This window comes from Microbacterium sp. lyk4-40-TSB-66 (assembly GCF_030209475.1).
In the GTDB taxonomy this organism is placed as follows: Bacteria; Actinomycetota; Actinomycetes; order Actinomycetales; family Microbacteriaceae; genus Microbacterium.
Genome location: NZ_JARVRW010000008.1, coordinates 60,937 through 75,967, shown reverse-complemented (window position 1 = coordinate 75,967; position 15,031 = coordinate 60,937). Strand labels below are relative to the sequence as shown.

The 15,031-nt window shown below is 69.8% G+C and carries 12 protein-coding genes and 1 pseudogene; 6 read left to right on the top strand and 7 right to left on the bottom strand.

Going from position 1 to position 15,031, the window contains the following annotated elements:
• Positions 1 to 14: 14 nt before the first annotated feature.
• The 4 genes from QRO03_RS12105 to QRO03_RS12090 form a co-directional block, all read right to left on the bottom strand.
• Positions 15 to 878 carry a ketose-bisphosphate aldolase gene (locus tag QRO03_RS12105; protein ID WP_285137750.1) on the bottom strand — a complete coding sequence of 288 codons (864 nt, stop codon included), beginning with the start codon at positions 876 to 878 and terminating at the stop codon, positions 15 to 17.
• 34 nt (positions 879 to 912) lie between these two features.
• Complete coding sequence (locus QRO03_RS12100; protein ID WP_285137749.1) at positions 913 to 1,809, bottom strand: carbohydrate ABC transporter permease; 897 nt, start codon at positions 1,807 to 1,809, stop codon at positions 913 to 915.
• Between the two features lies 1 nt (position 1,810).
• Entirely contained in the window at positions 1,811 to 2,740 is a 930-nt protein-coding gene (locus QRO03_RS12095; RefSeq protein ID WP_285137748.1) for a carbohydrate ABC transporter permease, read from the bottom strand.
• Between the two features lie 70 nt (positions 2,741 to 2,810).
• Entirely contained in the window at positions 2,811 to 4,106 is a 1,296-nt protein-coding gene (locus QRO03_RS12090; RefSeq protein WP_285137747.1) for an ABC transporter substrate-binding protein, read from the bottom strand.
• Between the two features lie 233 nt (positions 4,107 to 4,339).
• Here QRO03_RS12090 and QRO03_RS12085 point away from each other — a divergent pair, with 233 nt between their 5' ends.
• The 3 genes from QRO03_RS12085 (at position 4,340) to QRO03_RS12075 (ending at position 6,379) form a co-directional block, all read left to right on the top strand.
• A complete protein-coding gene (locus QRO03_RS12085; RefSeq protein WP_285137746.1) occupies positions 4,340 to 5,146 on the top strand; it encodes a DeoR/GlpR family DNA-binding transcription regulator in 807 nt (268 codons plus the stop codon).
• Positions 5,147 to 5,234: 88 nt separating this feature from the next.
• Complete coding sequence (locus QRO03_RS12080; protein WP_285137745.1) at positions 5,235 to 5,819, top strand: sugar O-acetyltransferase; 585 nt, start codon at positions 5,235 to 5,237, stop codon at positions 5,817 to 5,819.
• Entirely contained in the window at positions 5,816 to 6,379 is a 564-nt protein-coding gene (locus QRO03_RS12075; protein ID WP_285137744.1) for a TetR/AcrR family transcriptional regulator, read from the top strand. The genes QRO03_RS12080 and QRO03_RS12075 overlap by 4 nt, the downstream gene beginning before the upstream one ends.
• Before the next feature lie 2 nt (positions 6,380 to 6,381).
• On the opposite strand, the gene QRO03_RS12070 is transcribed toward QRO03_RS12075, so the two are convergent.
• Entirely contained in the window at positions 6,382 to 7,500 is a 1,119-nt protein-coding gene (locus QRO03_RS12070) for a PQQ-dependent sugar dehydrogenase (RefSeq protein WP_285137743.1), read from the bottom strand.
• A 194-nt stretch (positions 7,501 to 7,694) separates the two neighbouring features.
• On the opposite strand from QRO03_RS12070, the gene QRO03_RS12065 reads away from it, so the two are divergent.
• Positions 7,695 to 8,321 carry a TetR/AcrR family transcriptional regulator gene (locus QRO03_RS12065; protein ID WP_285137742.1) on the top strand — a complete coding sequence of 209 codons (627 nt, stop codon included), beginning with the start codon at positions 7,695 to 7,697 and terminating at the stop codon, positions 8,319 to 8,321.
• 133 nt (positions 8,322 to 8,454) lie between these two features.
• Here QRO03_RS12065 and QRO03_RS12060 read toward each other — a convergent pair whose 3' ends face one another.
• Both QRO03_RS12060 and QRO03_RS12055 read right to left on the bottom strand, forming a co-directional pair.
• The gene (locus QRO03_RS12060; protein WP_285137741.1) at positions 8,455 to 9,276 is read right to left on the bottom strand and encodes a DUF1206 domain-containing protein; all 822 of its coding nucleotides are present in this window, start codon (positions 9,274 to 9,276) and stop codon (positions 8,455 to 8,457) included.
• Positions 9,277 to 9,292: 16 nt separating this feature from the next.
• The gene (locus QRO03_RS12055; protein ID WP_285137740.1) at positions 9,293 to 9,973 is read right to left on the bottom strand and encodes a phosphatase PAP2 family protein; all 681 of its coding nucleotides are present in this window, start codon (positions 9,971 to 9,973) and stop codon (positions 9,293 to 9,295) included.
• 118 nt (positions 9,974 to 10,091) lie between these two features.
• On the opposite strand from QRO03_RS12055, the pseudogene QRO03_RS12050 reads away from it, so the two are divergent.
• Together QRO03_RS12050 and QRO03_RS12045 are read left to right on the top strand one after the other, a co-directional pair.
• Positions 10,092 to 11,771, top strand: a pseudogene (locus QRO03_RS12050) (amidase); the annotation flags it as partial.
• 359 nt (positions 11,772 to 12,130) lie between these two features.
• Entirely contained in the window at positions 12,131 to 15,004 is a 2,874-nt protein-coding gene (locus QRO03_RS12045) for an aminotransferase (RefSeq protein WP_285137739.1), read from the top strand.
• Positions 15,005 to 15,031: the final 27 nt, after the last annotated feature.

The following is a 15,031-nucleotide window of genomic DNA, read 5'->3' as shown; positions in this document are numbered from 1 at the left end:
AGGTCTCCGATCTCTTAGTACAGGTCGGCCTTGCCGGCGGCGCCGAACAGGTCGATCTTCTCCGCCGCGGTGACCTTCATCGCGGCGATGCACTCGGGCTGGATGGCGTTGGGCTCGCGGAGGCGCCGGTCGGTGCCCAGCACCTCGCGCATGCGGTCGTGATAGGCCACCTTGATGTCGCTCGAGATGTTGATCTTGTTGATGCCGAGCGACACGGCACGCGACAGCTCGGCGTCGGGGTTGCTCGATCCACCGTGCAGCACGAGCGGGATGCCGACAGCGGCCTTGATCTGCTCGAGCAGGTCGTGGCGCAGCTCCGGGTTCTTCTCGGCCGGGTAGAGCCCGTGCGAGGTGCCGATCGCGATGGCCAGGCTGTCGACGCCGGTCTGCTCGACGAAGCGCACCGCGTCATCCACGTTCGTGTAGATGATCTCGGCGGCCCCCGACTCTCCGTAGCTGTCGTTGGCGCCGATGGTTCCGAGCTCGCCCTCGACCTGCACGCCGACCGCGTGCGCGGCCTCGACGACCTTGCGCGTCAGCGCCACGTTCTGCTCGAACGGCTCGAGCGAGGCGTCGATCATCACCGAGGTGAAGCCGGCCTTGATCGCCGTGATGATCTGGTCGTACGTTCCGCCGTGGTCCCAGTGGATGGCCACGGGCACGCTCGAGCGGTGCGCGCGGGCGTGCATCGCGGGGATCAGGTCGGTGGTGATGTGCGAGACCTCGTCGGGGTGGATGGCGATGATGACCGGAGCGGACTTCTCTTCGCTGATGTCCATGATCCCGGTGAACATCGCCCAGTCGCTGATGTTGAACGCCGGGATGGCGAAGCTGTGGGCGTTGGCCACGTCGAGGATGGACTTGCCGGTGTAGAGCACGGAGATTCTCCTTGTTGGGTGGGGTTCGGGTGGCTTAGCTCTTCACCGAGCCGGCCGTGAGGCCGCTGATGAAGAAGCGCTGGAAGAAGAGGAAGAGCACCAGCACCGGGATCGAGCCGAGGATGCTCATCGCCATGATCTGGTTCCACTCGTACGAGTGCTGCCCCATGAGCAACTGGATGCCGATGGGCACGGTGCGCATGTCGATGGTGCGCGTGAGGGTCAGCGCGAACAGGAACTCGTTCCACGCGATCATGAACGTGTAGATGCCGACCGAGACGATCCCCGGGATCGAGATCGGCACGAGCACGCGCCAGAGGGCGGTGAAGGAGCCCGCACCGTCGACGCGGACGGCTTCGTCGAGCTCCTTGGGCAGGGTGTTGAAGTACCCGGTCATCATGATGATCGCGTAGGGCAGCGTGAACACCATGTAGGTGAAGATGAGGCCCGGGTAGGTGTTGTAGAGCCCGAGACCCACCATCAGCCCGAAGTACGGGATGAGCAGGGTGATCGGCGGCACCGCCTGCACGCTGACGATGATGACGTTGACTATGCGCTTGCCCCGGAACTCGAAGCGGCTGAACGCGTACGCCGCCTGGATCGCGACCAGCAGGGTCAGGATCGTGACCGCTCCCGCCACGACGTAGCTGTTGATGAAGAAGCGGACGGTCTCGGGGTTGGTGAAGATCGAGATGTAGGCGTCGAACGAGAAGGTCTCGGTGACCAGTCGCGGCGGCAGCTCGAAGATCTGCGTGTTCGACTTGAACGAGCTCGACAGCATCCAGAGCACGGGGCCGGCCGCGAAGACCGCGCCGAGCAGGAGGCCGAGGAGGACCCCGGCCTGAGCGAGGCGGCGACGCGTGACGGTGCTGGTCGCGCGCCGACGCGTGGGGGTGGCAGCGCCTCGGCGCGCGGTGGTGGTCAGGGCCATGTCAGTCCCTCGCCTTCTGGTGGCGGACGTAGAGCACCGCGACGATCATCGACATCGCCAGGACCAGCACCGCGGAGGTGGAGGCCATCGAGAAGTCGTACTGGGCGAACGCGAGCTTGTAGGTGAAGGTGCTGAGCATCTCGGTGACGTCGATGGGACCGCCGCCGGTGGTCAGCCAGATCAGTGCGAACTGTTGCGAGGTCCAGATCAGGTCGAGCAGCAGGAGGCTGACGATGATCGGGCGCAGCTGCGGGATGGTGACGTTCCAGAACCGCTGAGCGGGGCTGGCCCCGTCGACGGTCGCGGCCTCGTACAGGTCGCTCGGGATGCCCTGGAGGCCGGCGAGCAGGCTCACCATGAAGAAGGGGTACCCGGCCCAGATGTTGATGAACGTGACGGTCCCCAGAGCCAGCTGCGGCGAGGCGAGCCACTCGATGTCGGTGTTGAGCAGGAAGTTCACGATGCCGTTGGGGGCGAGGAGCATCCGCCAGAGGACCGCGATGACGGCAACGGTGAACAGCCACGGCAGCACGTACAGGCCGCGGAAGATCGCGCGGGGCACGGCGCCGATCAGGGTGCTGTTCAGGAGCATCGCGAACGACAGGCCCAGCACGAGGTGGGCGGCGACGCTGGTGATGGTGAAGAAGAGGGTGTTGCCCGTGGCTTTCCAGAAGCCCGGGTCGGTGAGGATCGCCACGTAGTTGTCGACGCCCACGAGATCGGGGCTCTTGTTCAGGATGACGTTGTCCTGGAACGAGTAGCCGATCACCATCACGATCGGGACGATCATGAGGACGAAGAGCAGGATCAGGGTCGGCGAGAGGAAGACGTAGGCCTCGCCGGCCTTCCGGAGTTGCCGCGTACGGCGGGAGGCCGGTCGTCCGGTGACGATCACCTCGGTGTCGGGGGGTGTGAGGGTGCGCATGGTCATGGTGTGCGGCTTTCGATGGGCGGGATGCCGCACCGCGGGGGGCGATGCGGCATCCCGGATCAGCGTCGGATCAGAACTCCGACGTCCATTCGTCCTGCGTCTTGGTGAGCGCGTCGCTCATCGACTGCTGACCGTCCAGCGCCGACTGGAACTGCGTGCCGAACTGGCGCATGAGCTCCTCGGCGACGGGCAGACCCGTGAACTCGTTCGCGGGGTATCCGTCCTTGTAGATCTCGAACGCCGTCTTGAACAGCTCGTCGTCCTCGACGAAGGTCGGCACGCTCTCGGTGTTGCCGGGGAACGCCTTGGCCATCGTCGACAGCTCGCTGTTGACGTCCTTGCCCATCAGGAACTGCACCAGCTTGAAGGCGGCGTCCTTGTGCTCGGAGTTCTCGGCGACGCCGATGCCCCACGAGGCGTAGGGGATGCCGCGCTCACCCGAGAAGCCGTCCTCGGCGGGGATCGCCGAGATGGAGAACTTCAGATCGGGGTTGGACTCGCGGATGAGGTTGATGTGCGCGAGGGAGTCGATCATCATGCCCACGCGGCCGTTGGTGAACTCCTCCACCTTGTCCTGCTCCTTCATGGTGAAGGAACCGGGTGCGATGACGCCGTCGGACCAGAGCTGCTGGATGTAGTCGGTCGCGTCGGCGACGTCGGAGTTGGTCAGGTCGGGCTGACCGTCCTTCAGCATGGAACCGCCGGAGGCCCAGACCCACGACATGACGTCGTTCTGGACGCCGTTCGGCGCCTCGAGCGAAAGGGGGAGCACCCATCCCGACACGTCGCCGCCGAGGGCGGTGATCTTCTTGGCCGCGTCCGCGAACTCGGTGCGGGTCGAGGGCGGAGCCGTGACACCCGCCTGCGAGAGCAGGCCGTCGTTCGTGAACATCGGGTAGACGAAGTTGACGACCGGGATCATGTAGGTGCTGTCGTCGACCTTGATCTGGCTGGCGAGCTGGCTGTCGTCGTACCCCGCCTCGCTCATGAGCTGCGTCAGGTCGGCGATCACGCCCTGCTTGGCGAAGTCGCTCACCCAGGCACCGTCGAGACCGACGACGTCGGGCATGGTGCCGGAGGCGGCGCCCGCGAAGAGCTGCTCCTTGGTCGACGCGTACGGGCCGCTGACCAGATCGACCTTGATACCGGGGTTCTCCTGCTCGAACTGGTCCATGAGACCGCGGAACTCGCCATCGCCGAGCTCGGGCTCCCACCACTGGGCGAACTCGATCGTGACGTCTCCTCCGTCTGCGGCGGTTCCGGTGCTGTTCGACGAGCACCCCGCCATCGCCAGGAGGGTCGTGGCCGCTGCTGCGACACCGACGAGCTTGATGGCGTTCCGACGCCGGCGCCCGCTGTTGTCCATCGTTTCTCCTCGTTGAGATATGCACTGTTTCGCGCTCTTCTGCGCGTTCTTGCTGCTTTAAGCAAGAGTATGCGCCGACGTGCAGCGATCGTCAAGGCGCTGATGCAGATTCGTGACAATAGGGGCATCGGTGTGCACCCGAAACGGCAAATCCTGCAGGATCAGTGCCGATTCTTGCGTTTTTCTCGATTTTCGACTCCGTTCCGATGCCGCGCTGTGCTAAAGATGACGGCATGGACGCACCCACAGCCATGACGAAGCGGCGACTGCCCGCGGGACGCAAAGCGGAACTCGCCGCGTACGTCGCCGAATCCGGTCAGGTCACCGTGGTCGATCTCGCCTCCCATTTCGGCGTGTCGATCGACACCGTGCGGCGCGACCTCGATCAGCTCGACCGCGAGGGCATCGTGGTCCGCACGCACGGAGGCGCGGTCAGCGCGATGTCGGTACCCGGCCGCGATCGCGGCCTCGACGTTCGTCTCCAGATGCAGATCTCCGAGAAGGAGCGCATCGCCGCCCTCGCCGTCGAGCTCATCGAGGACGGCTCCGTCCTCATGCTCAACGCCGGCACGACGACACTGGCGGTCGCCCGGGCGCTGCGCAGTCACCGCAACCTCACGATCGCGACGAACAACCTGCGCATCCCGGCGGAGATCTCCCCCAGCGTCTTCCGCGATCTCTACATCTTCGGCGGGGCCGTCCGCACGATCACACAGGCGACGACCGGCCCGGTCACGCTCGCGATGAACTCGAACACCACCGAGGTCGACATCCGCTGCGACTACGCGGTCATCGCCGTGGGCGCGGTCGACGCCTCGGGGTACTCCACGAGCAATCTCGGCGACGCGACGATGATGAGCGAGATGATCCAGCGCGCCGACCGCACGGTCATCCTCGCCGACTCGAGCAAGCTCGATCGCCGTCTCTTCGCGCAGGTGACACCGCTCGAGAAGGCCGACTACCTCGTCACCGACGCCCCGCCCTCGCCCGATCTCGCGGCCGCTCTCGCCGAGGCGGGTGTGACGGTGCTCACACCCTAGGCGGGGGCTCGAACCCCGCCGCGCCTCCCGCGCGTGAGACGCGGCGCACCATATGCGTACGATCGTACACATGGCGTAGGGTGCGTGCATGACCATCGATCACTTCGCCGGCGACCCCCGCACCAACCGCGAGCGCATGCTCGCGGGCGAGCTCTACATCGCCGATGACCCCGAGAGTGCGCGCCTCGCGCAGCGCGCGCTCGAGCTGACGCACGCCTACCAGGTGGCATCCGCCACCGCGCCCGACACAGCCCGCGCGCACCTCGAGGATCTGCTGGGCACCCTGGGCGAGGACGCTTACGTCAAACCGCCGCTGTTCGTCGACTACGGCGAGAACATCCACCTCGGTGCGCGCTCCTTCGTGAACTACAACCTCACCGCGCTCGACGTCGCCGAGATCCGCATCGGGGAGGACTGCCAGCTCGGGCCCAACGTCCAGCTGCTCACGCCGACGCACCCGATCGAGCCCCAGCCGCGACGCGACAAGCTCGAGGCCGCGCAGCCGATCACCATCGGCGACAACGTGTGGCTCGGCGGCGGCGTGATCGTGTGCCCCGGTGTCACGATCGGCGACAACTCCGTCATCGGTGCCGGCGCGGTCGTCACCCGTGACATCCCGGCGAACGTGATCGCCGTCGGCAACCCCGCTCGCGTCGTGCGGGAGATCGGGTGACCGACGACACCGTCTCGAAGGGGAGGCGGAACGACCCCGAGCGACGCGATCGCATCATCGACGCGGCTCTCGAGGTCATCGTCGCCGAGGGCGTCGCGGGTATCTCGCACCGCAAGGTCGCGGCGGCCGCCGGCGTGCCGCTGGGGTCGATGACCTACCACTTCGTCGGGATGGAGGAACTGATCCACGAGGCGTTCACGCGCTTCGCGACCGCGGTGAGCGACCGCATCGACGAACGCATGCGCTCCACCCGCACGCGGGACGACGCTCTCGACGCCCTCGTCGCGCACATCGACCACGACCTCCTCGGCGATCGGCGCGACCTCGTGCTCACGCACGAGCTCTACACCCTCGCCGCGCACGACCCCCGCTACCGCACGCTGACCACCGACTGGATGACGCGCAGTCGCTCCGCCCTCGAGCGGCACTTCGACGCCACGACCGCCCGCATCCTCGACGCCGTCGTGGAGGGCTTGTCCCTCCACCGCGCCCTCGACCTCGGACCGGTCCCCCCGGGCCTCGCGAGGGAGAGCGTCCGACGCATCGTCGCCGGTCTCTGACCTCAGGCCGGGGCGAGCGGCACGCGGAGGATCTCGTCGTCGCTCCCGCCGGCGCGGTCGGTGTCGCTCGTGACGACCCAGAGGTCGCCGCCCGGCGACACCACGACATCACGCAGGCGACCGAACTCGCCCACGAAGTACTCCTGCGCGCTCGACGGATCGGCCGTCGGAACGACCCGCAGCCGCTGGCCGCGGAGATTCGCGATGACCACCGAGCCGTCGACGACGGCGAGACCGCTGGGACTGGCGTCGGCGGGTGCCCACTGCTGGACCGGGTCGACGAAACCCTCGCGGCCGTCGATGCCCTCCACCTCGGGCCACCCGTAGTTCGCACCCGGCTCGATGATGTTGAGCTCGTCCCAGGTGTCCTGCCCGAACTCCGACGCGTACATCGTCCCCGCGGCATCCCATCCGATCCCCTGCGGGTTGCGGTGCCCGAGGCTCCACACCGGCGATCCCGGGAACGGGTTGTCAGCGGGGATCTCGCCCGCGGGCGTCACCCGGAGGATCTTCCCTCCCAGCGCGTCGGGGTCCTGCGCGGCGTCGGGGTCGGCGGCGTCGCCCGCGGTGACGTACAGCATGCCGTCGGGGCCGAAGGCGATCCTCCCGCCGTTGTGGATGTTCGCGGAGGGGATGCCGCCGAGGACGATCTCGTCGGCACCCAGGCGCAGCGAGCCCGGCTCACCCTCGAGGGGGAGCCGCAGCACGCGGTTGTCGTCCGTCGTGGTCGCGTACGCGTACAGGTAGCCGTCGCGGACGGCGATCCCGAGCAGGCCACCCTCGCCACGCGGGGCGACACCGGGCACCTCGCCGACCACCCTCGTCGCGTCCCCGACGATCTCGAGCACCTCCCCCGTGTCGCGCTGGCTGACCAGCGCGCTCTCGCCGACGACCGCCACCGACCAGGGGGTCGTGAGCCCTCCGACGACCCTGGTCGGCGGTGTTCCGAGATCGAGCGCCCCACTCGTCGACGTCGACGTCGGTGGCGCGACGGAGGAGGGCGCAGGAGCGGGAGCCCCGGCACCCGTCTGTCGGTCGGCCGTGCAGCCGGCGAGCGCGGCGAGCGCGAACGCCCCGACCGTGGCCGCGGTCGCGCGAAGCAGGAGGGTGGCGGTGGTCATGGGTCTCCTCGTCGAGGTGAGTGGACCCCCGTGATACCCGCCCCACCTGAATGCGCGGCGAGGGTTGCGTTCTCCCCCGCGGCCTGGGAGGCGGTGGACCGACCCGACCTTTTCGCCGACTCGTCACGGACCCCTTGCACGCTCGGGACACACGACATCGCGTAGCGTGGTCGGACCCGACCGAAAGGCCCGCCGTGCCCCGGCCGACCCAGCCCAAGCTCTCGCGCGACGCCATCGCCCGCGCAGCCCTCGCCCTCGTCGACCGCGACGGCAGCCAGGGGGCGAGCATCCGCCGCGTCGCCGACCGCCTCAAGGTGCACCCGACCTCGCTCTACAACCACGTGCCCAATCTCGCCGCGTTGGTGGAGGACGTCCGCGCGCTCGTCTCGGCGCGCATCGATTCCTCGTACCTGCGCGAGCGCGAGTGGGAGGAGGGCCTGCTGCTGTGGGCGCGTTCCTACCGCGACGCCTTCCGCCGGCATCCGAAGGCCATCCCCCTGTTGATGTCGCAGAGTTCGTCGGCCCCCCTACTGATGACGCAGTACGAGGATTTCGCGATCGCCGCCGAGCGCGTCGGATGGTCCAGCGACGACATCCTGCCGCTGCTCACGGCCTTCGAGTCGTTCATCATCGGCAGCGTGCTCGACATGACCGGCCCCTCGGTGATGTTCGACCCCTCCGGCCAGGAAGAGGACGTCCCCCGGTTCGCCGCGGCCTATGCCGCACTCTCGCGCCACGACCCGGCCGACCCGGTCGCCACGCGCGCGTTCGAACTCGGCCTGTCGTTGCTCATCGCGGGAGCCCGGCCGCCCGCGCAGTGAGCACCCGGCTCGCCCGCGCAGTGAGCACACGGCTCACCCGCGCAGTGAGCACACGGCTCACCCGCGCACCGAACACCCGGCTCACCCACGCACCGAACGCCCGGCGCACCTGCGCGCGTGACGCGGGCGGGCCTCACATGCGCGCGTAACGCGCGCGGGCGAAGCAGAACAGGCCGTACACGACGAGGCCGGCGCCCACGAGCCAGAGCACGATCTGACCGAACGGCAGCCCCGCCAGCGAGCGCAGCGCCGCGTCGAGCCCGCCCGCCGCATTCGGGTCGTGTGCGAAGGCCGCGACCAGGAACAGGATCCCCGCGACACCCACCGCGATCCCCTTGGCGATGTAGCCCACCATGCCGAAGGTCTCGATGCCGCGACCCGCGGTCCCGCCGGGGCTCGAGATGTTCTTCATGAACGCCTTGGTGAACCCGCGGACGATGAAGGCGACACCGATGACGGCCACCGCGAGACCGATGATCACCAGGACCACGATGCCGCCGGGCGTCGCCAACAGCTGTGCGCTCATGGTGCGCGACTGCTCGGACGAATCGGAGCTGCCCCCCGAGACGACGGTGAAGGCGGTGATCGCGATCGCTCCATAGGCGACCGCGGTTCCGACGTCCTTCGCTCGGTGCGCCCAGCGCTTCTTCACGTCGGAGTCGCGTTCGCCGATCGCCTCGGCGATCTGCCAGACCGCCAGGGCGGCGAGACCGATCACGATCACCCAGAGCAGCACCATCCCGGCGGGGGCCTTCGCGACCTGCCCCACTGCGCCGCTCTGGTCGGCGCTGTCACCGCCGCCGCCGGTGCCGGTGGCGATCGAGATCGCGATCACCCCGATCAGCAGGTGCAGCAGACCCAGGACGACGTAGCCGACGCGCGCCGCCACGCGGAACGCGGTGGAATCCTGCGCCTTGTCGGCGGCGGCGGAAGCGGAGGCGGAGGCGGAAGTCATCCGGGCACGATAGCGCTCAGGCGGTCGCGTCGACCACCCGTTGCGCGCGGCGCACCCTCCACACCTCGACCAGCGCCCACACCAGCGTCGACACGGCCACACCCTCGAGGAAGCCCGCTGTCACGTCGGAGAGCCAGTGCGCGTGGAGGTACGTGCGGCTCCACATCATCAGCAGCACCCACACCGTCCCGGCGACCCAGATCCACCCGCGTCGGAGGATGAGAGCGAGCGTGATCGCGATGGTCGTCGCCACGGCGGTATGGCCGGAGGGGAAGGAGGTCGCCTGGGTCTCGGCGAGCGAGTCGGACGGCCGGGCGCGCGCGATCACGGCCGCGAGCGGAGCGCCGATCAGCACGACGAGCGCGATCGCCCCCGCGACGTTGAGGGCGTCCCAGGGGCGCTTGATCAAGAGGAAGACGATGGTGGTCGAGATGCCGATCACGATCATGCCGATCGTGCCGCCCACGATCGCCGGGACCCACGCGATGATCACCCCGACGGGATTCGCCAGCGCGGCCATCGTGTCGTCCCACCACTGATCGAAGGCCAGCGGCGCTCCGCCGTCGAGATCGACGGCCAGACGCAGCGCGACGAACAGCACCGTCGCGATCACGCCCACGATCAGGGCGATGGGGCGGCGCGCGTCGACCCTCGGTCGATCGGGCAGCAGCGCGGACTCATCGGTGGTGGCATCCATCCGGGAATCGTGTCAGGCCCTGGCGTCGGAGCGGTAGCCATTGCCGCGGGGGCTTGAGTGGTTCCGCGATCCGGAATTGCCTCTCGAAACCGTAAAACAAACAGTGTAGGTTTTTGCCATGACCTCCGAGGCCTTCACCGTCGTCGACGCCGACGTCGACAGTCTGCGCCGAGCACTCGACGCCGGCGACATCACCAGCGTCGAGCTCGTGGCGCGCTACCTCAACCGCATCGCGGCCTACGACCGCTCCGGCATCCGCCTCAACAGCGTGCCGGTGCTAGACCCCCGCGCGTTCGCCGCGGCCCGCGCCTCCGACCTACGCCGCGCACAGGGGCGCACGCTCGGCCCCCTCGACGGCATCCCCTTCACCGCGAAGGACAGCTACCGCGTCGAGGGCCTGCCCGTGGCATCCGGATCCCCGGCCTTCCGCGACCTGATCGCGGGCGACGACGCTTTCGCCGTCGAGCGCCTGCGCGCGGTCGGCGCCGTGTTCCTGGGGCTCACCAACATGCCGCCCATGGCCGCCGGGGGCATGCAGCGCGGGGTCTACGGCCGCGCCGAATCGCCCTACAACGGCGACTATCTCGCGTCCGCCTTCGGCTCCGGCTCCTCCAACGGGTCGGGCACCGCCACCGCGGCGAGCTTCTGCGCCTTCGGCCTGGGCGAAGAGACCTGGTCGTCGGGTCGCGCCCCCGCCTCGCACAACGCCCTCGTGGCCTACACGCCCTCACGCGGAGTGATCTCGGTGCGCGGCAACTGGCCGCTCGTGCCGACCATGGACGTCGTCGTGCCGCACACGCGATCGGTCGGCGACCTCATGCACGTGCTCGACGCCGTCGTCGTCGACGACCCCGAGACGGAGGGCGACCTGTGGCGCACGCAGCCGTTCATCGAGCTCCCGCGGCCGTCCGAGGTGCGTCCGGCCTCGTTCGCCGCCCTCGAGCCGCTGCCGCTCGCGGGTCTGCGCCTCGCCGTCCCGCGCATCTACGTCAACGGCGACCCCGACAACGCCTCGCCCATCGTCACGCGCGACAGCGTGATCGCGCTGTGGAACGACCTGCGGGCCGACCTCGAGGCCGCCGGCGCCGAGGTGGTCGAGACCGACTTCCCCGCGGTCGACCGCTACGAGAAGCTGCACGACGGCGACGAGGACTTCCTCGACCGCGGGTTCGTCACGCGCGCCTTCCTCGACGACGAGGTCGGCGACCTGGCGGTCTGGGCGATGGATACGTTCCTGCGCACGAACGCGGACCCGCGACTCCCCCGCCTCGCCGACGCCGACGCCGACGCCGCCCTGATCTTCCCGCACCCGCCGGGAGCCCTGCCCGACCGCTACGGCATCTGGCACTACGACATCTCGTACGACATCGGCGAGTACGTCACCCGCGCCCGGGAGTGGGAACCCGACTGGAAGAGTGTGGCGAGCCTCGAGGAGGGCCTCCGCGGCCTCGAGCACACGCGCCGCGTCGACTTCGAGGAGTGGATGCAAGCCGAGGGCCTCTACGCCGTCGTCTTCCCCACCCAGGCCGACGTGGGCCCCGCCGACGCCGACGTGAACCCCGCCGCGGCCGACGTCGCGTGGCGCAACGGGGTGTGGGTCTCCAACGGCAATCTCGTGCCGCGCCACCTCGGCATCCCCACCGTCACGGTCCCCATGGGAACCATGGCCGACACCCGGATGCCGGTGGGCCTGACCCTCGCCGGCCCCGCGTACAGCGACACCCGCCTCGTGCAGCTCGCACAGGCGATCACGGCACTCGGCGAGCGCCGCACGACGCCCCCGCGCACCCCCGCCCTGACGGATGAGGCGCTCTTCACCGACGCGCGTCCGGCGGCCGCGGGCGATCTGTCGGTCACGGTGGACGGGGTCGTGCGCGAGGGTGGGCGCGTGAGCGTCACCGCCACCGTAGCGGGGGCGACGGCCGTCGACGCCGCCCTGTTCATCGACGGCGTCCGTATCCCCGCGCGTCTCGAAAACGGCCGATTGACCGCCGAGGTCGCTGCCGAGCCGTACGGTGAGCCCGTGAGCGAGTGGATCGCGCCCTACGGCCCGCTGGTCGTCGTCGTCGTCCGCGACGCCGACGGAGCCGTCGCGGGCGCCGTCGCCACGGCATCCGACTCTCCCCTGTGACGCCCGAATCACCCGAGGAACACACCGTGACCGAGACAGCCCCGACCCCCGTCTTCGACTACTTCAGCCAGGTCGACCTGCCCACCCCGACGCTCTCCGACGAAGAGGTGCGCCGGCTCTTCACCGACACCTTCGGCGTCGACGTCGACGTGCAGGCGCTCGGCAGCCAGCAGGACCAGAACTTCCGTGTCTTCCTCCGCGGCCGGGCCGAGCCGCTGGGCGTGCTGAAGCTCAGCAACCCCGTCTTCAGCGAGGCCGAGATCGAGATGCAGGATGCCGCGGCGGCCCTCGTGGCCGAGCGCAGCCCGCACGTGCGCATCCCGCGCATCGTCGAGGGACCGCGCGGCGCGATGTCCGCCTGGTGGGAGTCGAGCCAGGGCAGCATCCACGCCCGCGTGATCGAGAACATCGCGGGGCAGACACTCATGGGGTCGGGCTACCTCTCCCCCGCGGTGGTGGAGAGCATGGGCGCCCTGTCGGGTGCGGTCAGCCTCTCGCTCGCCGACTTCACCCACCCCGCGAGCGGCCGCGTACTGCAGTGGGACCTCCGTCACGCCGGGCGCGTCATCGACACGCTGCTCCCCCTCGAACCGGATGCCGAGGTGCGGACGATCGTGCAGCGCGCGGCCGACGCCGCCCGCGCGGCCCTCGCGCCGGTGCAGGAGACCCTGCCCGTACAGGCCGGGCACTTCGACGTCACCGACGACAACGTGCTGCGCGCCCCGGGCGCCGCGGTGCCCGACGCCGTCATCGACTTCGGCGACGTGTGCGCGTCGTGGCGGGTCGGCGAGATCGCGGTGACCGTCTCGTCGGTGCTGCACCACGACGGCGCGACCCCCGAGAGCGCCCTGCCCGCGATCCGCGCGTTCGACCGCGTGCGCGATCTCTCCGACGACGAGCTGACCGCGCTCTGGCCGCTCGTCATCCTCCGCGGCGCGGTGCTCGTGCTCAGCGGACGGGCGCAGGTGCGCCTCGACGACGAGAACGACTACGCCAGCACCGCGCTCGACCGCGAGTTCCGCATCCTCGTGCAGGCGGCATCCGTTCCCATCCCCGTCCTCACGGCGGCGACCCGGGCGGCGCTCGGCCGGACGCGCGCCGCCCGGCCCGCGTGGACCGGCGCCCCTGTGCTCGCGCTGGGTCGCCACGTCGAGCTCGACGCCTCGACCGAGTCGCCGCTGAACGACGCGGGCGCATGGCTCGACGCGGCCACCCTCGACGAAGCGGCCCTCGCCGCCCTCGACGCGGGCGCCGACGTGGTCACCGTCTCCGCGTGGCGCGCGCGCCTCACCGGGACGACCACGCCCCTCCCCTCGACCGCCGAGACGGTGCCGACCGACCTGCTCGTGTGGCTCGCCGAGCCGGTGACACTCGACGCCGTCGCGGGGACGGAGGGCGACGCGCGCACCCTGACGTCGGATGCCGGGACCCTGACGGTCGACGGGGTGCCCGCCGGCACGGCATCCGGGGTCCTTCCAGCGCGCACGCGCCTGTCGGTGCGCCGGCTCCTCGACGGCCACGTTCCGCCGCCGCGCACGACACGCGCGCTCGCCGACGCGTGGCGCGAGCTCGCCGGCGACCCCGGGGCCGCCCTCGGCATCTCGGCGCCCCACCCCGAGACCGACGACGTGCTCGCCCGACGACACGAGGTGCTCGCCGAGGTTCAGGAGCACTATTACGCCGCCCCACCGCGCATCGAGCGCGGGTGGCGCGAGCACCTCATCGACGTCGACGGGCGGGTGTACCTCGACATGGTGAACAACGTCGCCTCGGTCGGTCACGCCCACCCGCACGTCGTCGCGGCCGGCACCGGCCAGATGCACCTGCTGAACACCAACTCGCGCTTCCACTACCGCGCGATCACCGACTTCGCCGACCGCATCGCCGCCACCCTCCCGGACGGCTTCGACACCGTGTTCTTCGTCAACTCCGGCTCCGAGGCGACCGACCTCGCGATCCGCCTGGCGATGGCCGCGACCGGGCGCCCCGACATCGTCGCGATGCGCGAGGCGTACCACGGCTGGACGTACGCGAGCGATGCGGTGTCGACCTCGATCGCCGACAACCCCTTCGCGCTCGAGACCCGCCCCGAGTGGGTGCACACCGTCGACGCCGCCAACTCTTACCGCGGGAAGCACCGCGGACCGGATGCCGTGAATTACGCCCCCGAGGCCGTCGCGGTGATCGACGAGCTCGCGGCATCCGGTCGCCCTCCCGCCGGGATGATCGCCGAGACGTACTTCGGCAACGCCGGTGGGGTGGCCCTGCCCGACGGCTACCTGCGCGAGGTCTATGCCGCGATCCGGCGCCACGGCGGCCTCGCGATCGCCGACGAGGTGCAGGTCGGCTACGGACGGCTCGGCGAGTGGTTCTGGGGCTTCGAGCAGCAGGGGGCGGTGCCCGACGTCGTCGCCGTCGCGAAGTCGATCGGCGGCGGGCACCCGCTCGGCGCCGTGATCACGCGGCGCGAGGTCGCCGATCGCTACCGCACGCAGGGGTACTTCTTCTCGTCGACGGGCGGCTCGCCGGTGTCGTCGGCGATCGGTATGGCGGTGCTCGACGTGATCGAGCAGGAGGGCCTGCAGGAGAACGCGCGGGTCGTCGGCGGACACCTGAAGCAGCGCCTCGAAGACCTCGGCCGCCGGCACGAGATCATCGGCACCGTGCACGGCTCGGGGCTGTACGTGGGCGTCGAATTCGTCCGCGACCGCGAGACGCTCGAGCCCGCCACCGCCGAGACCGCCGCGATCTGCGACCGCCTGCTCGGGCTCGGCGTCATCATGCAGCCCACCGGCGACTTCCAGAACGTCCTGAAGATCAAGCCGCCGCTGGTGGTCACGCAGGCGTCGGTCGACGTCTTCGTCGACGCTCTCGATCACGTGCTGACCACCGGCTACTGACCCTCGACCCGACCTTGGAGGAGCACG